The sequence below is a fragment of the candidate division KSB1 bacterium genome, from assembly GCA_016214895.1.
Lineage (GTDB): Bacteria > Electryoneota > RPQS01 > RPQS01 > RPQS01 > JACRMR01.
In genome coordinates this window covers 92,406-116,974 of the sequence record JACRMR010000020.1, presented here as the reverse complement: position 1 = coordinate 116,974, position 24,569 = coordinate 92,406, and the positions used below count along the sequence as shown (strand labels likewise).

22 protein-coding genes are annotated in these 24,569 nt (G+C 59.6%); 9 read left to right on the top strand and 13 right to left on the bottom strand.

What is annotated here, in order from left to right:
- The first annotated feature begins 178 nt into the window (after positions 1 to 178).
- The 3 genes from HZB60_10320 to HZB60_10310 all read left to right on the top strand — a co-directional run bounded on the left by HZB60_10320 (position 179) and on the right by HZB60_10310 (position 2,699).
- On the top strand, positions 179 to 781 hold the full coding sequence (locus HZB60_10320) for a hypothetical protein (protein ID MBI5060160.1): 603 nt from the start codon (positions 179 to 181) through the stop codon (positions 779 to 781).
- A 179-nt stretch (positions 782 to 960) separates the two neighbouring features.
- The gene (locus tag HZB60_10315; protein MBI5060159.1) at positions 961 to 1,581 is read left to right on the top strand and encodes a hypothetical protein; all 621 of its coding nucleotides are present in this window, start codon (positions 961 to 963) and stop codon (positions 1,579 to 1,581) included.
- A 506-nt stretch (positions 1,582 to 2,087) separates the two neighbouring features.
- A complete protein-coding gene (locus HZB60_10310; protein ID MBI5060158.1) occupies positions 2,088 to 2,699 on the top strand; it encodes a DUF1579 domain-containing protein in 612 nt (203 codons plus the stop codon).
- Between the two features lie 198 nt (positions 2,700 to 2,897).
- Here the strand turns inward: HZB60_10310 and HZB60_10305 are convergent, their stop codons facing one another.
- Genes HZB60_10305 through HZB60_10295 form a run of 3 tightly spaced genes read right to left on the bottom strand, consistent with a single transcriptional unit; the run spans position 2,898 to position 5,020 of the window.
- Positions 2,898 to 3,287 carry a hypothetical protein gene (locus HZB60_10305; GenBank protein ID MBI5060157.1) on the bottom strand — a complete coding sequence of 130 codons (390 nt, stop codon included), beginning with the start codon at positions 3,285 to 3,287 and terminating at the stop codon, positions 2,898 to 2,900.
- 30 nt (positions 3,288 to 3,317) lie between these two features.
- Positions 3,318 to 4,643, bottom strand: coding sequence for a B12-binding domain-containing radical SAM protein (locus HZB60_10300; GenBank protein ID MBI5060156.1), 1,326 nt, complete (start codon positions 4,641 to 4,643; stop codon positions 3,318 to 3,320).
- Positions 4,640 to 5,020: a hypothetical protein gene (locus HZB60_10295; GenBank protein ID MBI5060155.1), complete on the bottom strand. Its 381-nt coding sequence runs from the start codon at positions 5,018 to 5,020 to the stop codon at positions 4,640 to 4,642. Before HZB60_10295 ends, HZB60_10300 begins: the two co-directional genes overlap by 4 nt.
- Positions 5,021 to 5,759: 739 nt before the next feature.
- Between HZB60_10295 and alr the strand changes: the two genes are divergently transcribed.
- The 4 genes from alr (at position 5,760) to HZB60_10275 (ending at position 9,473) form a co-directional block, all read left to right on the top strand.
- A complete protein-coding gene (gene alr / locus HZB60_10290; GenBank protein ID MBI5060154.1) occupies positions 5,760 to 6,902 on the top strand; it encodes an alanine racemase in 1,143 nt (380 codons plus the stop codon).
- A gap of 243 nt (positions 6,903 to 7,145) precedes the next feature.
- Positions 7,146 to 7,658, top strand: coding sequence for a TlpA family protein disulfide reductase (locus HZB60_10285; GenBank protein ID MBI5060153.1), 513 nt, complete (start codon positions 7,146 to 7,148; stop codon positions 7,656 to 7,658).
- A gap of 25 nt (positions 7,659 to 7,683) precedes the next feature.
- Entirely contained in the window at positions 7,684 to 8,031 is a 348-nt protein-coding gene (trxA, locus tag HZB60_10280) for a thioredoxin (GenBank protein ID MBI5060152.1), read from the top strand.
- Positions 8,032 to 8,468: 437 nt separating this feature from the next.
- Positions 8,469 to 9,473, top strand: coding sequence for a hypothetical protein (locus HZB60_10275; GenBank protein ID MBI5060151.1), 1,005 nt, complete (start codon positions 8,469 to 8,471; stop codon positions 9,471 to 9,473).
- 87 nt (positions 9,474 to 9,560) lie between these two features.
- Here HZB60_10275 and HZB60_10270 read toward each other — a convergent pair whose 3' ends face one another.
- Positions 9,561 to 11,117 (bottom strand): T9SS type A sorting domain-containing protein, encoded by a 1,557-nt coding sequence (locus tag HZB60_10270; protein ID MBI5060150.1) that lies wholly within the window; start codon positions 11,115 to 11,117, stop codon positions 9,561 to 9,563.
- Positions 11,117 to 11,617 (bottom strand): hypothetical protein, encoded by a 501-nt coding sequence (locus tag HZB60_10265; protein ID MBI5060149.1) that lies wholly within the window; start codon positions 11,615 to 11,617, stop codon positions 11,117 to 11,119. Before HZB60_10265 ends, HZB60_10270 begins: the two co-directional genes overlap by 1 nt.
- A gap of 370 nt (positions 11,618 to 11,987) precedes the next feature.
- On the opposite strand from HZB60_10265, the gene HZB60_10260 reads away from it, so the two are divergent.
- Positions 11,988 to 13,091, top strand: coding sequence for a hypothetical protein (locus tag HZB60_10260; GenBank protein ID MBI5060148.1), 1,104 nt, complete (start codon positions 11,988 to 11,990; stop codon positions 13,089 to 13,091).
- A gap of 69 nt (positions 13,092 to 13,160) precedes the next feature.
- Entirely contained in the window at positions 13,161 to 14,567 is a 1,407-nt protein-coding gene (locus tag HZB60_10255; GenBank protein ID MBI5060147.1) for a glycosyltransferase family 39 protein, read from the top strand.
- Between the two features lie 114 nt (positions 14,568 to 14,681).
- On the opposite strand, the gene HZB60_10250 is transcribed toward HZB60_10255, so the two are convergent.
- From HZB60_10250 to HZB60_10215, 8 genes are all read right to left on the bottom strand, one after another.
- Positions 14,682 to 15,608, bottom strand: a complete 927-nt coding sequence (locus HZB60_10250; GenBank protein MBI5060146.1) for an EamA family transporter — start codon at positions 15,606 to 15,608, stop codon at positions 14,682 to 14,684.
- Between the two features lie 92 nt (positions 15,609 to 15,700).
- Complete coding sequence (locus tag HZB60_10245) at positions 15,701 to 16,357, bottom strand: dienelactone hydrolase family protein (protein ID MBI5060145.1); 657 nt, start codon at positions 16,355 to 16,357, stop codon at positions 15,701 to 15,703.
- Complete coding sequence (locus tag HZB60_10240) at positions 16,357 to 17,412, bottom strand: VOC family protein (protein MBI5060144.1); 1,056 nt, start codon at positions 17,410 to 17,412, stop codon at positions 16,357 to 16,359. The genes HZB60_10245 and HZB60_10240 overlap by 1 nt, the downstream gene beginning before the upstream one ends.
- A 65-nt stretch (positions 17,413 to 17,477) precedes the next feature.
- Positions 17,478 to 18,071, bottom strand: coding sequence for a YceI family protein (locus tag HZB60_10235; protein ID MBI5060143.1), 594 nt, complete (start codon positions 18,069 to 18,071; stop codon positions 17,478 to 17,480).
- A gap of 37 nt (positions 18,072 to 18,108) precedes the next feature.
- Positions 18,109 to 18,588, bottom strand: a complete 480-nt coding sequence (locus HZB60_10230) for a MarR family transcriptional regulator (GenBank protein MBI5060142.1) — start codon at positions 18,586 to 18,588, stop codon at positions 18,109 to 18,111.
- A gap of 379 nt (positions 18,589 to 18,967) precedes the next feature.
- Entirely contained in the window at positions 18,968 to 20,641 is a 1,674-nt protein-coding gene (gene ettA, locus HZB60_10225) for an energy-dependent translational throttle protein EttA (GenBank protein ID MBI5060141.1), read from the bottom strand.
- A gap of 131 nt (positions 20,642 to 20,772) precedes the next feature.
- Positions 20,773 to 23,463, bottom strand: coding sequence for a glucosidase (locus HZB60_10220; GenBank protein ID MBI5060140.1), 2,691 nt, complete (start codon positions 23,461 to 23,463; stop codon positions 20,773 to 20,775).
- A complete protein-coding gene (locus HZB60_10215; GenBank protein ID MBI5060139.1) occupies positions 23,460 to 24,569 on the bottom strand; it encodes a mechanosensitive ion channel family protein in 1,110 nt (369 codons plus the stop codon). The genes HZB60_10220 and HZB60_10215 overlap by 4 nt, the downstream gene beginning before the upstream one ends.

The following is a 24,569-nucleotide window of genomic DNA, read 5'->3' as shown; positions in this document are numbered from 1 at the left end:
CACGCCGACAATTCGCCGCCCCAAACGCGATGCCAAGCTGCTCACCAACCGACCGTTTTGGTCTCGCCCGAACGAGTAGGGTGGTGAAAAATATGATATTCCGCTTGACTTTCTGAGTCAAATTGACTAAATTCCCCGTTTGTAATTGATGGCCTGCACCACTTCGCATAATCTCGTCATGAGCAAACGCGTTCTGCTCTTCACTTTCTCCCTGACCCTCCTTTTCGCACTGCTCGGCATCAACGGATGTTCAAACCGAGCCGCCCAGGCACAGAAACTCTTCGACAAGGGTGAGTATCAAAAGGTCATGGATAACTTCAGTGACCTCGAAATCGGACGCCGCGCCCGCGCCAAAGTCGCCGAAGAGCTGGTCAATGCCAAGAATTACTCCGAAGTACTTGCAAATTACCGAGATACACCAGCCGCCTTCAAAGCCAAAAACGAACTCGCCCGGCAGCTCTTTGACGCCGGACGATACCAGGCTGTGCTCGATTCTTTCCCCGGATCGCAGTTCGCGGCGTCGTCGCGCGACAAGCTCGTTGACTCCCTGATCACCGTCGCTGCCTTTGATACTTTGTTCAAGCGCTTCCCGGATGCGCCCCGTGCTACCGCGTACAAAGATTCGCTGTCAAAGGTCGATCTCGAGGCTGCCAAGAAGCTCAAAGGTAAGGCCAAGGAAGAGGCATTTGACCTGCTGCTGAAGAAGTGGCCCGGTACCGCATCCTACAAAGAGGCCAGCCGACTCCTGCAGGAGATCCGCAGCAAGGCCGGTAAGAAATAGGCTGCCGTCGCGGCTCCGCGGCTCTGATCGGACCGCCTGCCCGTTTGGCCCGCCCGATCCCCTTCGTTTTTTTTCTACAAACAATAGAAAGCAAGGCACACCGGAGACTCGCCCCGATGTCGCGCTGCGAGAATTCAGGCGGGTAGATCTTAGTGTACTCCAAGGAGGAGTAAATTTCCATGAAGCGCACGTTAAGTGTCGTCTCAGTTCTAGTGGTCATCGCCCTGATGGCGGGCGGCTGTGCGTCGCCGGAGCAGCGCGCGCAAAAGCTGTTTGATGCGGGTAAGTACGAGGAAATTATGGCCAAGTACTCGAACCTGCCGATCGCGGCTCAAGCGAAAGAGAAGGTCGCCGAAAAACTGCTGGCCGATGGCAAATTCGACGAAATCCTCGCCAACTACGCCGATACCAAGTTCGTCGGCGAAGCCAAGAATCGCATCGCGGCCAAGCTCGTGGCTGAGAAGAAGTACGACGAAGTGCTCGCCAAGTATGCCGACACGCCGGCGGCCAATGAGGCCCGTAATGCCCAAGCCCAGGGCCTCTACGATGCCAAAAAGGTCGATGAACTCGTCGCGAAGTATCCCAACACCCCGGCCGGTATGAAGGCTCGTAATGAGCTGGCCGCGGCTGAATGGGACAAAATCGCCAAACTGGCCAAAAAGGCCAAGATCGCAAAGGCCGAAGAATTCGTCAAGAACCCCAAGTTCGCGGGTACCGAGACGATGATGAAGGCCCAGGAAGAGCTGAATAAGCTCAAACCGGCGCCGAAGCCGGCCCCCGCGAAGCCGGTCAAGAAGTAATTCTGACTGACTCCTCGTTCATGAGCGGCGACTCGAAAGAGTCGCCGCTTGCGCTCCACGGCAAGCGGCCAAATCAGCCACTCTACTCACTATAGTTGGCTCGCCGACCGTCGCCGCCCTCTATCTCTATCGACGTGTCTCCCCGCCTTGCGCGCCGGCGAACTGCTCCCTATCTTGTGTGCAGTTACTGTCAACCCACCGCAAGGACCATCATGAACCGACCTCTGCTGCTGATCGGACTTCTGGAATCCGCGTTTCGGTCCATCTTTTCCTTGGTGCGCGAGACCGAGGCCGACTCCCAACCCTCCAACCCGGTCCCCAACCGCTGACCCCGACTACGCCGGAGCACTCCCCTTGCGGGCAGGTCTAATGATCTGCCCGTTCTTGTTGTATCTCTGTTGACAGACCAAAAAAAATTCCTACTCTGCAAATCATAACTTGACTCGAATTAGAGAAATTTGTACATTTGGGCATCCAAATTCAGCCACCTAACCAAAGGAGATGCTATGTTCAGCTTTTTCAGATCATTCCGTTTCGCAGTCGTTGCGACCGCCATCGTCGCTGCGACCGTTTCCGCCCCCGCACAGGACAAGCAGCCCTCTCCCGAAGAGATGCAGAAGATGATGGAAGCCTGCAAGGAACTTGGGACCCCGGGTGCCGAGCATGCCGCACTCGCCAAAATGGTCGGGAATTGGGATTGCTCCTCCAAAATGTGGATGGATCCCGCGCAGCCCCCGATGGAGAGCAAGGGGAGCTGTATCGACAAAATGATTCTGGGTGGACGCGTGGTGCACAGCGAGTTCACCGGAGACATGATGGGCCAGCCGTACCACGGCATCGGCATGACCGGCTACGACAAGTTCCGCAAGCTCTATTGGATGAGTTGGAACGACGACTTCGGCACCGGGATCTCCACCGCGGAAGGAACCGGCAGCCCCGACGGCAAGACCATTACCATGCTGGGCAAGATGGACGATCCGATGATGAACCTCAAGGACAAGCCCGTCAAGTATGTCATGACCTTGATCGACGACAACAACCACAAGTTCGAGATGTACGACGCCGTCGGCACCCCGAAAGAATTCAAGGTGATGGAGATCCACTACAAGCGCAAGTAATCCGCGCGCTGCTGAGACGGCAAACGGGCGACCCGATCTGGGCCGCCCGTTTCTGTTATAGTCTGGCGCCGTGTCAACAATCGTCGGCTCGACGCCCGGCGGGTTGTCAGCTCCCCGCCCCTCTCGGCGAGTCGGCGCGGCCCTCACTTCCTGCCGCGCGCCCAACTCGTCGCTGGCCCCTGCACTCGAATCGGGCGTTTACGCCGCGCGCGGAATCCGCGTTCGCCACCACGAACCATAGAACGCCCCCGCAAATAACAGGTCGATGATCGAAAACGGCTTCCACAACCCGGGAATGTCCCCCGCGATCCAATAGCCGATCACCACGCTCGCAAACGCCAGCTTGAACAGAATCAGGTACGGAATCAAATTGCGGTTGCGTTGCAGGTCGCGCGCCACCGTCCAGAACATCGCCGCGAACACCAGCAGCAAAGCCGCCGGGAATTGCACATACCCGAAATGCTCCGGCGGCGTCTCGTGCATCACCGTGTACACCGTCCCGGGTACCGCCAGCAACAACAACCCGAGGATTCCGTCGTACACGAACGCCGCATAATAGAGCGCGGCGCAACCGGCCTCGGTAGCCATCTTCACCTCCCGTGATTGCTCGCGATCAGCCTACTCCCGCTCCGCCCCCGCGCGCAACGCGCGCTTGAAACTCGCCCGTCGCTGCTTCGTGAACTCATCGCCGTAAAGTCGCAGCGCCAACTGCTGGAATCCCTCGCGCAGGGCGCTCTCGCTCATCTTCAACGGCTTCACGTTGACATCGAATAACGTGCAACTACGCCAATCGTGCCGGTTGAGCAGCCGCCCCTCCTTCAACATCCGGTAAAACAGCGGGGTCCCCGGAAACGCCGTCTGCATCGTGATCTGCACCTCGTGCAGCCCCGTATCCCGCACGAATTCAAACACCCGTTCGAACACCGAATCGTCCTGACCGTCCAGGCCAATCACGAAACAACCGTTCACGCTGATCCCGCGCTCCTGGATCGCTTGCACGGCCTTGCGGTAGTGATTCCACTGCTTCATCTTCCAATTCGTCCGCAGTTCAAGCCCGTACAAGTCGCTCCGCGCCGGACTCTCCAGGCCGATCAGCACCTGCGCGCAGCCCGCGTCGCGCATCGCCTTGATCAAGTCGGGATCCTGCGCCAGCGAAATATCCGTCTCTACAAACCACTTGACATCCCGCCGCGCCAACTCCGGCAACAGCCCCCGCCAGTAGGCATGATTCACAATCGCGTTGTCGTCCGCGAATTCGATGAACGGATGCGGCCACAGCTCGCGGATCTTGTCGATCTCCGCCAACACCCGCTCCGCCGGCTTCTGCTTGTACTGACTCGTGAGTAGTGAGGAACTCCCGCAAAACTCGCAGCGGTGCGGACATCCGCGACTCGCCTGAACTGTCAGGCGGTTGTACTTCGAAATCTCGAGCAATTCATACGCAGGCAGCGGTGCTTCCGCCAGATCGAACTCCACGCGATCCGAACCGTAAAACGGCTGTAGGCGATGATGCTCCGCGTCTTCCAATACCTGCGGCCACCACGATTCGCCCTCGCCGATCACGACCGCGTCGGCATGCGCCGCGGCCTCCTCCGGCAAACTCGACGCATGCAGTCCGCCGAGGATCACCCGCGCGCCCCGCAGGCGAAAGCGATCCGCCAGCTCATACGCTTCGTGCATCTGCGCGCTGTAGCTCGAGATCGCCACCAGATCATACTCGCCCGGCAAGCCGCCGTCCGGGTATTGCGCGTTCAAATCGCCGACTTCGATGTACGCAATACGATGCGCGGGCGGGGTCATCCCCGCCAGCGTCAACAGACCGAGGCTCGGCAGCGACGCGATCACCTCGCTGCGCTCCACGAAGCCCGGCAGCGTCAGCCCGAGGCGCAGCAGTTCCGCATCCATCACGCGAATCCCGCTCATGGCAATCAGTGCAATCTTCATCCCCGCAAATCCTCTAAGATAAAGCTGGATATCGCCATCAACAGACTGAGCACCGGAATCGCGAATAAGTGCCGAAACGGCTTCCGCCACGCCGACAAAAAGCACACTGCGGGCATCGTGGCCGCGCCGACAACGAACAGAATCGAACTCCAGTTCGAGGCGGGTTCGATCGCAAAGGCCTGCAGCGTGAACGCATAGGCCAGATTGATAAAACCCAAGCCAAAGAACGCAACATGGCCCAGACGTATCATTCGTCTGGGCCACGTGCTATATCCGCCTAACCACTGGTCGCGATGGAAGATCAGACCGATTATCAAACCTGTCAGGAATCCGCCGAATATCCCAATCCAACCGGCATAGAGATTTGCGATTCCCACCGCCGCCGCCCTTCAATTGACGGGAAGTGCGTAACCGATAACCACGTTGCAGCGCAACTCCATTCCCGTTGGTGCGAATATAAGCATCCATAGCCCCAGAGTCAACTTGAATGGCCCTTGTGAAGCACGATTCCCGATTCTCGCCAAGGCACCCGTCCCCGGGTGCCCGGAATCGGAGAGTCTCCGCCGGCGGGGCAAGGGCACCCCGCTCTTCGTCGGGTCTCCCCCCACATCCAGTGGGGGGTCGGGGGGGAACCCTTCCGCCGAGGCGCCCGTCCCCGGGTGTCCGGAATCGGAGAGTCTCGCCCGGCGGGGCAAGGGCACCCCGCTCTTCGTCCGGTCTTCCCCCACATCCAGTGGGGGGCCGGGGGGGAACTCGTCCGCCGAATCACCCGTCCCCGGGCGCCCGGAATCGGAAAGTCATCCTCGATCCTTGGCGTCACATGTCTCCATGTGACCCTTCCGAAAGAATCGCGACTGCGCGTGCGCTTCGTCGATCAAGCAATCGGCCTCCCGTTGCGGCACTCGAAGGCAAGTGCCGCCAGGCAGAATTCGAGTCTTTCTAATCACACGTTCTACGATTGAAACTCCGAGTTTTCACCAAGTTAGGGATTTGTTTGGTCAAAAATGTATTTGCACTGACCCCCTAAAATCAGCGTTTATCACTCATTACTCATCGTTTTGTCAAGTTTGCCGAACCTTCTTGTTTTTCGGGGCGAAACTGCGTACATTCCGGTTTGTGATCTCGTCAGGCAGCCTCGATCTACATCCCGTCGCCCGCATCGATCTCGATGCTCTGCGCATCAACACCCAGCTGCTGCTTGAGCGCGTTTCACCGCGCGGACTGCTCGCGGTGGTCAAATGGAACGGCTATGGGCACGGCCTCGTGCCGTGCGCACGCGTGCTCGCCGCCGCCGGGGTTACCGCCTTCGGTGTCAGCTCGCCCGACGAAGGAGTCGAACTCCGCAAAGCCGGAATCCCGCAGCCGATTCTCGTCATGACCGACTGGGTCGGCAAACCCGTTAAGCTCTTTCTCGATTATAATCTCGAAGCCGCCGCCACGAGCTGGTACAAAGTCGAATACTTGGCCGCGGTCGCACGAAACCGGGGAATGCGAATCCCCACGCACGTGAAGTTCGATACCGGCCTCGGTCGTGTCGGCATTCCCGAGCACGACGCGGACTGGGCGTTGCCGAGAATCGCCGCGATGCGTGAGCTCAACGTCTGCGCGATCTACTCGCATCTCGGCTACAGCGGTCCGCAGGATGAGCGGAAGGGACGCGCGCAAATCGCCGTCTTCAATCGTATCGTCGCCCGCGCCGCGAAGCTCGGAATACAGCCGCGCTGGATTCACCTCGCGAATTCCGCCGCCGCGCTGGCGATTCCGGATGTTCCCGGAAATCTCGTGCGCACCGGCATCGCGCTCTATGGTCAACCGACAACCTCGGAAGTTAGCGACGCGTTGCCGCTGCAACCCGTGATGACTCTCGCGGGTCGCATCCGCCGCGTGCAACGCGTCAAGCGTGGACATGGATTTCCCACCGCTTTAATCTGGCGCGCGCCGGCCGATGGTTGGGGTGCGGAGGTCGCGCTCGGATTCGGCGTCAGCTATCCGCGTTCCTTCGCCGGGCAGGCTCCGGTCCTCTTTCGCGGCAAACGGGTGCCACTCGTCGGCGTCATGGGTCGCGATGCAAGCTTCGTCTTCTGCGGCACGGGCAAACCGGAGGTCGGCGAAGAAGTCGTGTTCTGGGGCAAGCAGGGCGACTCCACACTCTACCTCTACGAGCTTGCCCCGCTGATCGGTGCCTTGGCCTACGAGCTGCCGACTTGGCTCTCGCCTCGGCTCGAACGGCAGTTCATCGCCCACTCGAATTTCTCATAGCGGTCGCTTTGCCCAGCAGGGCTACCGACCCCGCCGGGCCGCGGGTCCTCGCGCCGCCGGATCGGAGAGTCACCCCGAGCGGAGTCTCCCACCCCGCCGGAAGCGGTTCGGCCAACACCACGCTTCGCGACCCGTCCCCGTCGCCCATGGAACCGTTCACAATAGATCCTCGTTCATAGATTACATTCCTCAGGAGGAGTGCACGCGATGCAATTGATTTCATTCATTTTCCAAGGAGACAAGATGCGGAAGATCGCCGCGCTCTCACTGGCTCTGCTACTGATGGCCTCGGTCGGCTGCTCGGGCGAAACGGCCAAGAAAGCCGCTATCCCGGCGGACGCTAAGAACCTGAATTTCACCATGGTCGATGTGAACGGCGCCACGATCAATATGCGCGAGAACTTCGGCAAAGTCGTGATCGTTGACTTCTGGGATACCTGGTGCGGCCCCTGCCGCAAGGGCATTCCCGAGTTCGTGGAACTCTACAACTCCTACAAAGACAAGGGACTCGTCATTGCCGGGGTCGCCTTCGCCCGCCAGGGTACGCCCGCCGTGAAGAAGTTCACCGATGACATGAAGATCTCCTACATCAGTGGCATCTTCAATCAGGAAACTCAGGCATTGTTCGGCTCGCCGCCGTCAATCCCTACCACCTATATTATTAATCAACAGGGTGAGATCGTCGAGAAGGTCGTGGGCTATCATCCCAAGTCTTACTTCGAAGACAAGATCAAGGGCCTGTTGAAGATCTCTTGATTGAACCTTAACTCTTAACCCGCTCATGTCGAACGAAACCGTGGCGTCGGATGTCTTGCACATGACCGATGCGGAATTTCCGAATGCGCTCAAATCGCACTCGATGCTGGTCGTAGATGCGTATGCCGACTGGTGCGGCCCCTGCCGCATGATCGCGCCGATCGTCAAGGAGCTGGCCACCGAATACGCGGGGCGAGTCAGCTTTGCCAAGGTGGATGTCGATAATAATCACGGCATCGCCCGGCAATTCGGCATTCAGTCGATCCCCACGATGCTCTTCTTCAAAAACGGTGAACTCGTCGATCGCGTCGTCGGCGCAATGCCCAAAGCAGCGCTGAAGAGTCGGGTCGATGCGCTCGTGGCCGCCGCCTGAGCTCCCGCACCCACCTGCGAAACCATGAAGCCCGCGAAAAATCGCGGGCTTCGTTTTGCCCCCGCGAGAGGCATACTGACCCCGTCCGACGGAAGAACGAGCCGCACAATTAGACCTCGCCGGGCGGATTTGCTGATATTGTGAAAAATAACGCAATCCGCTCGGCTGCACCTTTCCGCCGCTCTGCGGTCCTACCCATTGACAAGCGATGGCGAAGTGTTATATTCATGGTCAAGTACAGCGCACAATGCCGGACAAAGGACTCGATGTACGGATTATCCGTGCGATGATGAAGATAGCGCCTGGACTTGCCAAGACGGACGCTTCCACGTTCGATTGTGAAGAATTTCACGAGAACTTCGACGGATATCCGCGCTGTACGATGAACAAGGGATACTGCAAATGATGAGGGTTTAACTGCGGAAAGGACGTTGAAGATGATCAGGATAGCACTGGTTGCGTTGTCGATTTCGGTGTTGGCGGCGAATGTGTTCGCGCATGCAAACTATACGGGACGCTCGGGCGCGCCGGGAAGAAATACCTGCGCGAGTTCCTGCCACGGGGTCGTGCCCGCGAACGGAACGGTGCAGATCAGCGGGTTTCCGGCGACATACACTCCCGGCCAGACTTATCTGCTCACAATCGCGAGATTGTCCGGCGGAACGATCGTGAATTTCAATGCGTCGTGCCGACTCGGTACGGGCGCGACCAATGCCGGTGTAATCACGGCAGGGACGAGTACGGTGGTTTATAACGTCACGGGTGAAACGAACGGAGTCCATTTCACGACCGGCGACTTGGCCTCCGGAACGTTCAACTGGCAGGCTCCAGCCGCGGGAGCAGGCACGGTACGGCTGTACTGCGGAGCATTGCAAACCGATATCGACGGTGAAAACACGACCCTCGTGCTGGTGTCCAACGAGGCGCCATTGCTGCCGGGTATCGCCACGAATCCGCTGCCGGCGAACCATGCCGGAGACGTGGCGATAACGACCACACTCGCGTGGACCGCTGACCCGCTGGCAAGTTCGCATGACGTGTATTTCGGGGCCACGAATCCACCGGACTACAGCGGTAATCAGGTGGCAACGAGTTACGATCCGCCGGGTGATCTTGGTCTGGGAGTCACCTACTACTGGCGAATCGATGAGCGCAACGCCGCCGGCGTTACACCCGGCGACGTGTGGGAGTTTGCCACGATCAACCCGATTCCACCTGCTGCGCCAATGCATCTCGTGGTTCAGCCGGTGAACCTGCTCGCGAAGCTGAGCTGGAGTCCCGTGTCGGGTGTGCCCGAGTATAGGGTCTATCGGGATATCGTGCCGGACGTGCAAGTATTGCCGCTGTACTATCTTGCTTCGACCGCGGACACGGGATATGTGGATTCCACGTCGCTCGGTTCATTCAGGTACTACTATGCCGTGACGGCAAACCAGCCGTAACGATTGGTTGGCGCGAAAACGAGGCGGGTCGTCCCTTGTGTGGACGACCCGCCTTGTCCATTGTGTACAAGTTCGCGAGAGTGATGCTCAGCGCAGGAGCACGAGCTTCTGCGTGGCCAGCGGGCGGTTGAAGATCGCGTCTTTCGCTCTGACGAAATAGATTCCTGAACTCAGCATCGACGCGTCGAAGTGAATCTCGCGCGTGGCGATGGATGGGCCGTTCCAGATTTCGGCAACCCGGCGGCCCAGCAGATCAAAGAGTTCCAACGAATAGACGCCCGGCTCGGGAGCGACGAAGCGAATCCGCGTGTGCCCGTTGAATGGATTGGGATATACTGAGAGCGAGAACTCCGTCGGCGATGGCGCGCGCGGATCGGGCAGATCGAGAAAGCTCGTGTCCGGATGCCATGGCTCGAACAGCACAAAGTCGCTGACTTCATCACCCAGCCCACCGGGATTCAAGTCCGGATGAAACGGCCCGGTCGAGTCGCCCCAGTAGTTCCAGCGCGCGTCGATCTCACCGTTCCAGAGGGTCATTCCGAATCCGTTATTCATGAAAACATTCTCGCGAAACACCACTGAATCCGTCGTGTTCGAATGTACGGCGGGGACGCGTGGTGGTTGCATATCTGAGATTCGGTTGCGAAAGGCTCGCACTCCGGCGACGATTGAGAGTGCTTTGCTTAGCCCATTCACCGAACAAGCGGCGAGCACATTTCGCTCCAGAACAACGGGTTGCAACTGATCGCCGTCGAGGCAGGAAAACCGGATTTGGGCCCGCGGCTGCATGATCGCACCGCGATTCTGATAGAAAGTATTGCCCGTTATTCGCAGTGGCTGGGCGCAGTCGATGGTAACGCCGAGTACTTCCTGCCCTTGTTGGAGGTTGGAGAACACGTTGTCGATAATTGATCCACCGAAGTTGTCGCAGACCAGTGCAGGAAAGTTGAGGGGGGGCGACGGGCCGAATACACAACCCCGGACCACTACGTCGATACCACCAATGCCCAGCAGTGTGTGATCTCCATCGCGAAAATGGCAGTTCGTGATCCGCGACCCGCTCCCGCAAAGCAGTTGGTAGATATCGGGACCCGAAAAATCGCAATAGTCGGCGGTGACGGTCGTTTGATGCGCGTAAATGCAATAGAAGCTATCCGCGCGGAAAATGCAATGATCGAGACTGATCAGCGTGCTGCCGGCCGCAATGGCGCGAAGCCCGGTTCGGAGGGATTCCATGACGCAATATTCAAACACAGCGTGAGCTTCACCACAGACGATGCCCGAGTGATGGGCGCGCTCAGCGATGCTGGTACGCGTGCGAAAGCGGAAGTTACGCACGATCGCGTCGGCTCCATCAGGGATTGTCAGACAGCCACGAGGCACCGGGTCCGTCATCAGCGATGGATCAACCGTGGGGCGCGCAAAGTCGCCGGTGTCGGGCGCCACGTCCCCCAGCAAATAGAACGTGTGTGCGGGGGCGAGCAGGGCTTCATAGTACTCGTGCATTCCCACGAGCACCGTATCTCCGGAACTTGTCGAGTCCAGTGCCGCTTGGATGGTCGGAATCTCAAGGGGGACACGCAGGACTCGCGGGTACGCGAGTCCGATGCAGCAGCACATCGAGATGAGCAGAAACGCGATCATCAAGGGCAACTGACGACAGCAGTGTAGAAGGTCAGCGTGGCGGTCGCACAACACTCCCCTGAACTCGGAGGACATTGGCCACTAATGTCACATGGAGTCAGGCAGACGTAAAGTGAATACCTTGTGTTTCCGGTCAAGCAGACTTGACCTACGCCGCCGCCGCAGGTCTCGGCACAATCGCAAGTCGGTCCCACCACGCATGAATAGACCGGCGTTGCGCCGTTGTAGATACTGATGCAGAAGTTGTAGTCCTCGCAATCGTCATCAGCACAGTCAATCAATCCCGCCAGTGTGTACATGCCCGTGCATGGCGGTGTGAATTGTTTGGACGCGCAGCTGTCGTCGTTTGTTGGACAGCCGGCGATAGCGGAGCAGAAGCAGTCCGCAAGTTCGGCGGTAAAGCCGCAGCCCTGTGCGCGAGCGTCCTCGGTGATGAGGATTGCACCAACTCCGATTACGGCGAACGCTAATCGCGCGAAGACAAGATGAGTGTTCTTCATGGTTTAACTCCCTTTGGGTTAGTCATACCATGTTATCGGACGGGGACTAGTAGTAGTAGAAAAAAACTGAGCTTGTCAAGGGGTGTGACGCGAATAGTTTGAATTTGACGCGCTGCCATTGGAAGAAGACGTCCCAGAAGGCTTGCGCTTGCCGGAGATTCGGTGCTGCCGGTGCCCACCCGTAGGACATGAGGCGCCCGCTCGACCCGCTTGGAATCACGGGGCGGAGGAGGCCAATACCGTGCAGGAGTGCTTATTTCGCACCTAACCCAAACCGGACTCGCTTTGTCCGAATTACTGATTTTGTGAAGAATAGTGCAATGTCGAGCCTGCGCGCAGTGTCGAAACCGTCAGATCCTGCGCTTGATTCATGAATCAGAATGATTATCTTCCTTATTACGGGATTGCGGCGGATGATGCTGCATCGCCCGAACCGCCGAACGGATGCGGATGGCATCCGACAACTACGTCACCGCCACCGGATATGCGAGTCTTCATCGTCTGCTTGACCCTGGGTCTGTTCTTTACGGACGGCTATTCGCACGCAAACTATACCGGCCGCTCCGGCGCTCCAAGTCGGCAGACGTGCGCCGCATCCTGTCATGGCGGTGGTAGTGGAACCGTGCAGATTTCCGGATTTCCCGCGGCCTACGTACCGGGACAGAGCTATTTGCTCACCATCGAACGATTGTCCGGTTCGAGTATTTCGAATTTCAACGCGTCCTGCAGAATTGGAACCGGGACCAACAATGCGGGAGTGATCACCGCGGGTACGAGTACTTCCACGTACAATGTGTCCGGCGAGACGAACGGCGTGCACTTTTCGAGCAACAACCGCACGTCGGGCACGTTCAATTGGCAGGCACCGGCTACCGGAACGGGCACGGTGCGACTTTACTGCGGCGCACTGCAAGGCAGCTACAGCGGCCAGAATACCACGCTGGTGTTGATCTCGAGTGAGGCCGCGAGTAACTTGCCCGATCCGGCGTCTAATCCGCTCCCCACCGATCTTGCGACGAATCTCGGTGAGCCGATTATCCTGAGTTGGACTGCGGGCGCAGGCGCGGAATCGCACGACGTGTATTTCGGCGCGAGCAATCCACCGGCGCTGGTGACCAATCAAACGGGGACGACGTGGGATCCGCCGGATGCGCTGGCGCCGACGACCACGTACTTCTGGCGGATCGACGAACGCAATGCGTCCGGTGTGACGCCCGGCCCGGTGTGGCGATTCACGATGGGGACGCCGCCCGCCGCGCCGCAACACTTGAACGTGTACTACTCGGCGGCCGGGGCGCGGCTGCGGTGGCACGGGATTACGGGTGCGACGGAATATCGGGTATATCGCGCCCCTACTCCAGACGTCCAAGTCATCCCCTCCAATCTGATCACGACGACCATGGACTCGACCTACGTGGATGCGTCCGCGCCGATGGCGACGGGCTTTTACACGGTGACGGCGTATCAGCCGTAATCGCCTCCAGACCGCGCAAATGACTCCAGAGACCCGCGCTTGCCGCGGGTCTCTGCTGTTGAATTTTCAATGAGATTTGCGTATCTTGTCCGCGAGATGATACCGACCCCGCTTACCCAATCGACGACTCGCGCTGTGCTCACCATCCTTTGTGTGGCCCTGGCGGCGCGACTGCTGTTCTTTGTGGCGGTGCATCCGTGGACCCTGACAACCAAGCAGCAGCTCGATCTCAACAACGATTCGCCCGGCTATCACGATTTGGCGGTCACGTTGCTGGCACACGGTAAGTTTACGCGCGGAATTGAACGGGAGCCGGATGCATTGCGCACACCGGGATACCCGCTGTTTGTCGCCGGAATTTATGCAATCGCCGGCGAGCGGCCTTGGGCAGCGATGCTCGCGCAACTGCTGTTGGATGCCATCGCGTGTGCGCTGTTGTTCCGGTCGCTGCGGCGAGTGATCGGCGATGCGGCGGCGACCTGGTCGGCGTGGTTCTACGCGCTGGATCCGCATCTGCTGCTGTACGGTACGCTGCTGCTCAGCGATACACTGTTTGTGTTTGTGCTGGTGGTTGCACTGTGGCTGACGGTCGAACTGATCGACGGCGGTTATCGCCGGCGCGATGCGCTGCTGCTGGGGCTGGCACTTGGAGTTGACACCTTGATTCGCCCGGTGGGCCAGTACTTGCCGATTCTGGTCGGCGGCGCGCTGCTCGTGTTGTTGCGGCGCGAGTTGCGGCGCGGACTCGTTGTGTGCGCGGTGCTGTGCGGCGGTGTTCTGATTGCCCTGCTGCCGTGGTTGGCGAGGAATCAGCAGCAGTTCGGTGAGTTTGCGCTCTCCACATCCGGCGCGTATAATCTGCTGGTGCTGAACGTCGCGCCGGTTGAGGCGGCGAAGCGCGGCGTGGATTTTGATACGATGGTGCGGCTCCTCATGGCGGAAGTGGATTCGCTGGCGCTGAGCGCGGGCGACGATCCCGCCACGCTGAGTGAATTTCAACGTGCGGAGTACTGGAAGCGCACGGCACTGACCCACGTTCAGCGGGAGCCTGCGACGATGGCGGCGGCTTACGGGAAGGGCGTGGTGTTCACGTTTCTGAATCTGGGGACCGCCGATCTGGTGAAATCGTTCGGGCTGCCGGTGACTTCGCTGCGGGATTTGCACGGGATGGGAAACAAGCTTGCCGCGTTCTGCACACAGAAAAGCGCGGCCGAGTTACTGGCCGCGCTGATCACCGCGCTGTTTCTATTCGTCAGCTACGCGGCGGCGCTTCGCGGTTGTTGGGAGACACGAGCGAGTCGGCTGCCGCGTGTATTGACAATGTGTGCGGTGTTCGCGCTCTACTTCATGCTGATTGTGGGCGTGGGCGGGTTGGCGCGGTTCCGCTTGCCAGTGGTTCCGTTCTATCTGCCGTTCGTGGGGATGGGAGCGGCGCTGTGCGTGCAGGCAATCAAGCAGATACGGCACTCAGGGTGATCGCAGAACAGGGGGCACATGGAGACAAGTGCCTCCCAGCGACAGATTCCGGCAGGGAGGCAGTCCTCGCTCGGCGAAGTCGGAGCACTCCGGAAATACGCCGCTGCGGACGTATCATTCCGGCGGGGAGGCAGTCCCCGCTCGGCGAAAGCCTTCGGCAGCGCGGGCGGAGATGCGAGTGTGCATATAGTACATCAGCACAAGACCGCCGAGAATGAGCAGGGACGCGGGATAAACTTCGCTGTGAATCGGTTCGCTGAGAATCAGATGCCCGACAATCAAGGCGATGATGGGATTCACATATGCGTAGGTGCCGACGCGGGAGGCGGGGAGATGATTCAGCAGCCACACGTACGTGGCATAGGCGACGACGGAACCGACGACGATCAGGTAGAGCATCGAGCTGACTACGCGCGCGGTTAATTGCGGATGCCACGACTCGCCGAGCAGCAACGAAATCAGGAAGAAGCCGACGGACGCCGCGAACATCTGAATTGTCGTGGCCACGAGGAAATCGCGAGTCTTGACTTTCGTGCGCGCGATCAATGATCCGACCGACCAGAATACCGGCGCGGCGCAAGCCGCGATCACGCCCGGCCATTCCACGTGCTCAGGATTCAGGCGATGGTGATGCAGAACGACCATGCCAAGCACGGCGAGGCCGCAGCCGACCGCAGACCATCTGTCAAAGCGCTCGTCCTTCGAGAAGAACCAGCCGCCAATCAATGCCGACCAGACGGGTGCCGTCGATACGGTGAGCGCAGTCAGACCGGAGTCGAGATAGACTTCGGAGAGGTTGACGAGGCCGTTCGCACCCGTGAGCATGAGCAGACCGCTGAGTGCGATCAACCCCAACTGGCGACGATCCTCCGGCATCGTCGCCTGCCGGCGAAAGAGCGAGGGCAGGAGCAGAATTCCGGCCAGCAGGAATCGCGTGCCGCCCATAAAGTAGGGCGCGAAGCCTTCCAGCGCAACTTTGAGCGCAAGATAGGTCGTGCCCCAGATCAGACATAGCGCGGAATAGGCGAGCAGGATACGCATAGTTCCAATATACGAATCCGCGTACGATCTGCAACCGCGGATTGAGGGGCCACGAAAGAAATGCGTAGCGGCGTCGCACTGCCTTCAGCTACCTAAACAAGCGCGGTCCGCAGGATGGCGCGCGCGGCTGCGATTTCGTCTCGATTGATTGAGTGGCCCAGATCAGAATACAAGCGCACGGTGACGGTTGCGCCCAGTGTCGTCAACAGTTCACCGGAGGCGCGAACGCGGGATGCAGGGATGTGTGGATCGCGCTCGTCGCAGCCGATGAATACCGGGGTACCGGTCAGCCCGGCTGAATACAAGGCGACATCAAGTTCCGAACCGATCAGTCCGCCCGAGAAGGCAAACACGCCACCGAGTTGCAAGCCGGCGCGCGCGGCGGTCTCGAGCGCGAGACAGGCGCCTTGCGAAAACCCGGCGAGGAAGGTGCGCTGCGTCGGAATGCCTTGTTCCCGTGCGGAGTCGAGCAAGCCGCGGACCCGCGCGATCGCGGAACTGAGCGCGGGCTCATTGCGCGATTGCGGCTGGAGAAAGCCGTAGGAATACCACGTGTTATTCGCGGCCTGAGGCGCGAGATAGGCCATGCCGGCTGTGGAAAGCTCCGCGGCGAGGCCCATGATATCATGCGCATCGGAACCACGACCGTGCAGGAGCAGCATGGCGCTCCGGGCTGAGGCGAGCGGGTCGCCCGAGGTCAGCAGCGGTTGGTGCCGATGCACATCGGTTTCGAGCGTGAGCTTGCTCATCATCGGGCGTGCTCGCGAGTCAACGGGCGCAGGACCGACTCAATCCGGTTGCGCTTCGATTCGAGCCACGGCGGGAGCTTGAGTGATTGACCGAGAGATTCCAGCGGTTCGTCAACGGCGAAGCCGGGTCCCATGGTGGCGAGCTCCACGATGTGTCCGTCAGGATCGTGGGTATAGATACTCTTGAAATACACGCGATCCATGACGGGCGATACCGAATGTCCGGCCTCGATCAGCCGTCGTCGCCAGACCAGCTGGGCGGCTTCGTCCGGAACCCCGAGCGCGAAATGATGGGTCTGGCCGATGCCGATTTGCGCGCGCTTGACGGTGGCGGGGTCTTGTTCGAAATAAGAGATCAGCGTGCCGGGCGTGCCGGACGAGTCTCCCCAGAACCAGTGGGCGAGACCGGACCCGTCACGATCCGCAGTCCGCTTCAGGCGATGCAGGCCGAGCAGGACCCGATAGAAATGATCCGTGGCTTTGAGATCGGAGGAGTAGGCGCTGATATGATGCAAGCCGCGGGTGAGCAACATGTCAGCGGTAATCTGTGGTACGGGATCCGCCCATGATTCAGTGGCGAGGTCCGGGACCGGTGACAAGGCGCCGCGAAAATCGTGCGTACCAAGCTGGTCCGCGGGTTCGTCGATGAGCAGACCGGGATCGGTGGTCGCCAGCTCGATGCGCACGCCGTCGGGATCACGGAAATAGAGTGAGCGAAAATAGAAGTGGTCAGACGGGCCGCGCGTGCGAATTCCGAGATCGTTCAGGTAGCGCTTCCACTTCAATAACGACTGGTAGCTCGCGACCGTGAGGGCGAAGTGATGGGTGCCGCCGATTCCGGGCCGGCCCTGCGGAGCCTGCGGCCACTCGAAGAAGGTGATGGCGGAACCGGGATCGGCCGTGGAGTTGCCGAAATAAAGATGATAGCTGGCGGGATCATCGAAATTCACGGTCAATTTGATCGTGCGCAAACCGAGCACGCGAGTGTAGAAGTCCAGCGTCCTGGCGGCAGCGGAACAGACGAGTGTGATGTGGTGCAGGCCGGTGATCGACATGATGGTTCCTGAAAAAAAATGAGCGGGACGCTGAGTCCCGCCCCGGATTGATCGTGACGAGAAGACTACTCTTTCTTCTGATCGAGTTCGACGACGATATTCAATTTCACCTTTTCGCTGACGATGAGATCGCCGCCGGGCAACGCGTTGTCCCACTTCAGGTTGAAGTCGTGACGGTTGATTTCGCCGGTCGCGACGGCCGCGGTCTTGCGCGTGCCCCACGGTGTGTCGATAATCTTGTCGAGGCCGCTGAGATCCAGCACAACGGACTTGGTCACGCCACGCATCGTGAGATCACCTGTTACCTTAAACTTCCCCGGACTGACGACTTCGGTCTTGGTGGACTTGAAAGTGATCGTGGGCGAGTTGGCGACATCAAAGAAGTCCGGCGACTTGAGGTGACCGTCGCGCTTCTCGTTGTTCGTGTTGACCGAGGACGCGTCGATCGCGGCCTCGAACGCGAGGCTCGATGGGTACTGCTCATCGTAGCTTACGCTGGCGGTGTACATTCCGAAGTTACCATCGACTGTCGAGATCACCATGTGCGTGACGGTGAAGCCGACTTTGGAGTGAGCCTGATCGACGTCCCAGCTGCCGGCGAAGGCCGCGAGGGACAGGGCTGAAATAGCGGTCAGGCTGAAAATGACATTCCGGATCATGGGTGAATCTCCGAGTATGAGGATATGGTGGTTGAGATCATGTTTCGCGTGGAGTTTCTGAGCTCAGGGCGGCGGCGGCCAGTCCGAGCTTGCGACAAAGAAGTCCGAGCAGGCGTTGCTCTTCCGGCGTCAGCGCCGCCATTTGCTGAGTGATGAACGCGGCGTGCTCCGGAAAGTAGTCCGCCATCCATTGCCGCCCCGCGTCGGTGAGGTGGATCTTCGTGCAACGGCGATCCGCCGGATTCGTGCGGCGAATGATGAGGTGCTGCTTTTCCAGATTATCGATCACCAGCGAGAGGTTGCCGCCCGACATCAGCAACTTCTCCGAGATCAAGTGCTGATGGAGCGGACCGACGTGGTAAACTACTTCCAGCACCGCAAATTGAGGTTCGGTTAGCCCGTGTGCCCGGATCTGGCGGACCATGGTCCCGGACAGCGACGACGACGCGCGCATCAGCTTAACAAAAGAGTCGAGGGCAAGCCGCTCCCGCTCCGGGCCTTTGAAATGAGAGGACATATTCGTTTGGGTTCAAACTATTTAACGTTGAACGGCTACGTTTGGTTCCCTTTGGATTCCGGAAGCTAATATTTTATTTATAATGATATAAGATGGTGCGACGATGTCTGATCCCGGGCGGGTGGCGGCCGACCCCGACCCGGCACGGCGAGGCAAGCACTCGGTGGTTCTGACAATTCCAGCAGGGAAGGAATCCCTGCTCGGCGGAAGATGCCGATTCCGGGCATGTGGAGACACATGCCGCGGCGAAAAGCAGTGGCTGAGCGAGATTCCGGCAGGGAAGGAATCCCTGCTCGGCGGAGGTCAGTGCCCGGTTCGGCAAAGAGCAGACGAGGGTGCCAAGCGGCACCCTCGTGTGTGAGGCCGATTCGACAACATCTCAGGAGAGCGAGAGCTTGCGGTACATGCTGCGGCGCGGCCGGTTCGTCAAGCTGCCGAGTTCCTGCTGACGGCGTTCCTGATAGGCGTGGAAGTTCCCCTCAAACCAGCGCACGTAGCCATTACCCTCGAAGGCGAGGATGTGCGTGCAGATGCGATCGAGGAAGAAACGGTCATGGCTGATGACCATCACACAGCCGGGAAAATCGAGAATCGCGTTCTCCAGCATGCGGAGCGTGGTCACGTCGAGATCGTTGGAGGGCTCGTCGAGCAAGAGAAAATTGCCCCCCATCTTCAAGAGCTTGGCGAGGTGAACGCGATTGCGTTCACCGCCGGAAAGCAAGCCGACCTTCTTCTGGTGCGTCGTGCCGCGGAAATTAAATTTGGAGACATAGGCGCGTGACGGAATCTCGCGGTCGCCCATCACAATCGTGTCGGCGTTGCCGGTGATCTCCTCGAATACGGTGTTCTCATTTGAAAGATCGTCGCGCATCTGACTGACATAGGACAGCGTCACCGTTTGCCCGAAGTGCATGTCGCCGGAATCCGGTTGTTCCTCGCCGGTCAGCAGCCGGAACAGCGTGGTCTTGCCGACGCCGTTGGGGCCGATGACGCCGATCACGCTACCGGGCGGAACGGACATGGTAAAGTCCTTGATCAGCGGCGCAGCGGAGTAGCCCTTGCAGAGGTTTTTCAGCTCCAGCACCACCTCGCCGAGCCGCGGACCCGGAGCAATCTGGATGTCCATGGATTGCAGGTGCAGGTCGAACAGTTCCTTGGAACGACGCTCGTACTCCTCGACATGCTTACGGCTTTCAATCAGACGGTCGCGCTGGTTCAGATTGATCCAGGCGAGTTCGCGCTTGAGTACGGCCAAGCGGATCGTGTCCTTCTTTTCCTGCAAGTCGAGCTGATCGATCTTCTGCTTGAGCCACGAGGAGTAGTTGCCCTCCCACGGAATCCCGCGACCGTTGTCCAGTTCGAGAATCCACTTCGTGATATTATCAAGAAAGTAGCGGTCGTGCGTGACGATAATCACGGTGCCGGGAAACTCCTTGAGTTGCTTCTCCAGCCACTCGACGGTTTCGGCATCGAGGTGGTTGGTCGGCTCGTCCAGCAGCAGAATGTCGGGTTTCTCTAACAGGGCTTGGCAGAGCGCCACGCGGCGCCGCTCCCCGCCGGAAAGCACCGCGGAGGGGGTGTCGCCGTCGGGCAGAAAGAGCGCGTCAGACGCGACCTCAATCTGATGGTCAAGGTTCCAGCCATCCACCTGCTCGATCTCGTCCTGTAAGCGCTGCATCTTCTCCAGCGCCTTTTCCATCTCGTCGCCGTCCATGGCGGCCATGTCCTCGGCGAGTTTGTTGTAGCGGTCGATCAGATCGCGAACCTTGGCAAAGGCAACTTCGACGTTTTCACGAACCGTCTTGGCAAGATCGATGTCCGGCTCCTGCGCGACAAGCACCGCGCGCACGCCCTTGTGCGGTTCGGCCAATCCCTGATACTCCTTGTCAAGGCCGGCCATAATGCGCAGGAGTGTTGACTTGCCGGAACCATTGTCACCGACGACGCCGATCTTCGCGCCCGGATAGAAGGCCAGATTGATGTCGTCGAGGACCTTCTGACCATTATAGAACTTTTTCAGACCTTGAATGACGAAGGCGAACTGAGGGGCCATGGAAGAAAGGGATGAGGGATGAGGGCGGAGGGATGAAACAAGGAACAAGGAACAGGGAACAAGGAACAAGGAACAAGGAACAAGGAACAAGGAACAAGGAACAAGGAACAGGGACCACTATGCAAATGGCATCATGTAGCAGAACCTCCGGCGGACTCGGCGTGGATGTCCTCGCGGTCCTTGCGTGGATGCAGGAGTTTGGCGATCAGGCCGGTCCAACCCGTTTGATGGGACGCGCCGACGCCCCGGCCATTGTCGCCGTGGAAATACTCGTAGAAGGGGACATGATCGCGAAAATGCGGGTCGTGATGGAACTGCTCATGGTGGCCGAAGACCGGGCGGCGGCCGTTCGCGTCGCGCAGGAAGATGGTGCCGAGCCGACGGGTCAGCTCTTCGGAGATCTCCAGAATCGTCAGGTAGTTGCCGGAGTGCGTCGGGCACTCGACCTTGAAGTCGGGGCCGTAATAATGATAGAATTTCTGCAGTGACTCGATGATCAAATAGTTCAACGGAAACCAAACCGGGCCGCGCCAATTGGAGTTGCCGCCAAACAGACCCGTGTCCGATTCACCGGGGCGGTAGGCGACCGTGAAGGTGTCTCCGTTCGCGTGAAAATGATAGGGCTCGCGCTCGTGAATCTTGGAGAGTGCGCGTATTCCATAGGGCGAAAGAAATTCGCTTTCGTCGAGCATGCGGCGCAACAGGCACTTCAAGCGGTGACCGCGCAGCAGCGACAGCAAGTGACGATCTCCAGCGCCCGTCTGCTCCCAACGTGAGACGAGGTCCGCAAGTTCCGGACGGTTCTCCATCAGCCACTCGACGCGCTGCTTGAACGCGGGTGTCGTATGCAGGTAGTCGGGTTCCAGTGTTTCCACGGCGAAGAGCGGGATCAACCCGACAATGGAACGAACCCGGAGGGGAACGAGCTGGTGGTCGGGAGTGTGAAGCACATCGTAGAAGAACTCATCCCGCTCATCCCACAAATTGATGCCCTGGCCGCCCAGATTCGCCAGCGCCGCGGCGACGCGCAGAAAGTGCTCGAAGAACTTGGTGGCCATGTCCTGATAGGACGGATTGACGCGCGAAAGCTCGAGCGCGATGCGCATCATGTTCAAGCAGTACATCGCCATCCAGCTCGTGCCGTCGCACTGTTCGAGCGACCCGCCGGTCGGCAGCGCGGAGCTGCGGTCAAAGACGCCGATGTTATCCAGCCCGAGAAAGCCGCCTTGAAAGATGTTGTTGCCTTCCGCGTCCTTGCGGTTGACCCACCACGTGAAATTCATCAGGAGCTTGTGGTACACGCGCTCCAGAAAAGCGAGATCGCCGCGACCGTCGTTGGCCTTCTTGTCCACCTTGTACACGCGCCAGGTCGCCCAGGCGTGCACGGGCGGATTGACATCACCGAATTGCCATTCGTAGGCCGGCAACTGTCCGTTGGGGTGCATGTACCATTCCCGCGTCAGCAACAACAACTGCTGTTTGGCGAATTCGGCATCGACCATGGCCAAGGGAATGCAATGGAAGGCGAGATCCCAGGCCGCGAACCACGGATACTCCCATTTGTCCGGCATGGAAATCACGTCGCCGACGCTCACGTGCGGCCAGTCACGGTTGCGGCCATGTTTGCGCGATTCGGGCGGCGGCGGCCGATCGCGGTCGCCCTCCAGCCAGCGCGTGACGTCGTACGCGTAGTACTGCTTGGACCAGAGCATTCCCGCGAGTGCCTGTCGTTGTACGCGGCGCATGTCCGAATCGGTCAGCTCCGCGTGAATATGGTCATAAAACTCGTCGGCCTCAGCCAGGCGCTGATCGAAGACCGCAGCGACATCCGCAAACGGAGCGGAGCGCGCGGCGCGGGTCAGGCGCAAGTGAATCGTCGCCGAGGCCCCGGGGCCGATCCGGTGTTCGTAACCGGCGGCGGCCTTCGTGCCGACGCCCGCGTGATTCACGGCGGCGCGGTGGTTGTGAACCAGATAGTTGTTGATGCCGTCCTTGAAAAACGGACCGCCCCGATCCAGGCCGTAAAGCCGGCGGTAATTCGTCTCGTTCTCGCAGAACAGCAAGTCAGGCGAGCCATCCAGATAGCAGACGAATTCGCCGAGCCGGTGGTGATACACGGAAATTGAATCCGCGGAGACGGCGCGCAGCACGGGTCGGCGAGTGGCGTCAGTCCAGGTCAGGTCATTCCGAAACCAGACGTGAGGGAGCAGGTGGAGTCGCGCGGAATCCGGCCCCCGATTCCAGGCCGTGACGCGCAGCAGGAGGTCGTCCGGCGCGGCTTTGGCGTATTCGATAAAAACGTCAAAGTAGCGATGATCCGCAAAGATTCCGGTGTCGATCAACTCATACTCGTGCTCCTGACGCGTGCGACGACGATTCTGCCGCGCGAGTTCGGCATACGGGAACTCGCGTTGCGGATACTTGTAAAGCAGCCGTTGATAGGAGTGCGAGGGGGTGGCGTCAAGATAGTAGTAGTATTCCTTGACATCCTCTCCGTGATTCCCTTCGGGTCCGGTCAAGCCGAAAAAACGCTCCTTGATGATCGGATCGTTGCCGTTCCAGAGCGCGAGCCCGAGGCAAAGCGTCTGCTCGTCATCGGAGAATCCGCCGATGCCGTCTTCACCCCAGCGATAGGCTTTGCTGCGGGCGTGATCATGCGGCAAGAACGCCCAGGCGTCGCCGTCGGGAGAGTAGTCTTCACGCACCGTGCCCCATTGGCGGTCCGCGAGATAAGGTCCCCACTGTTTCCACGGTACTCCCTGATCGCGGCACTCTTGCAGGCGGCGAAGTTCGGCGCCGACCGTGGACGCAGAACTACTCATGACTCCGCGCTGGACGACCGGGAAACCAGGGCGGACTCATGCGACACGTTTAGCGTCTGCGTGGGGAAGGCCAACGCGATTTCATGCTCGCGCAGAATCCGCAGTGCGTTCAACAGGAGGTCCTGCTGCGCCGCGACGAACGGCGGGTACTCCGCGGTGGCGGTATAAGCATTCACCAGCACGTTGAGACTGTAGTTGTTGAGGGCGGTTACCGCCACGGTAAGGCCGTCCGCCAGGAAGCGCGCATCGGATAAGATCCAGTCGCGAATCGCCGCCACGACTTGTTCCACGAGGCGCGGCGGCGTGTCGGGGGCCACGTCGATCGAGAACCTGACGCGGCGCTTGCGCATGGCCGTCCAGTTGATGATCGGCGTCGTGGTCAATTGCGCGTTGGGGATGGTGATCAGGCTGTCCTGAAACGTGCGGATCCGAGTGACCCGAATGCTGATCTCTTCCACCACACCGTCATGCTCGCCGATCTTGATCCAGTCACCGCGCGTGAACGGGCGATCCACGAAGATCACCACGCTGCCGAAGAAGTTTGCCAGCGTGTCCTTCGCCGCGAGACCGAGCGCGAGACCGCCCAGACCCAGTCCGGCGATCAGCGAAGCCACGGAATAGCCGAGGTCCTGAATGATAATCAGAATCCCGATCAGAACCAGAAAGATCTTCGCGGTTTTGCGAAAGAGCGGGACGAAGTCGAGAATCGGCGACTTGGTCTCGACCGCCCGTTCCTGCATGTGACGGGTAGAACGGTCGATCAGCCGCAGCGCAAACCAGACCACTACCAGCACCGTGACCGCCTTCACCCCGCCGCGGACAAAACGGGCGAAGTTGATGAGCTCGGGCGAGAGCGGCAGGACCTCGATCGCGGCCCAAACGCCGAGCACAAAGCACATCAACGACAGCGGTTTCGAAATCGCGTCGATCAGAATGTCATCGATGGCCGTCTCGGTCTTCGCCGAGAGGTGCATGACGTGACGCAACGCGCCCATCAAGATCTGCCGCAAGACCCAGCCGCCGGCCAGACAGCTCAGAGCGAGCAGATAATGATAGAGCGAGACGTCAAGAAAGGAGTAGGCGAGCGCGTGACGAAGCTGATCCAT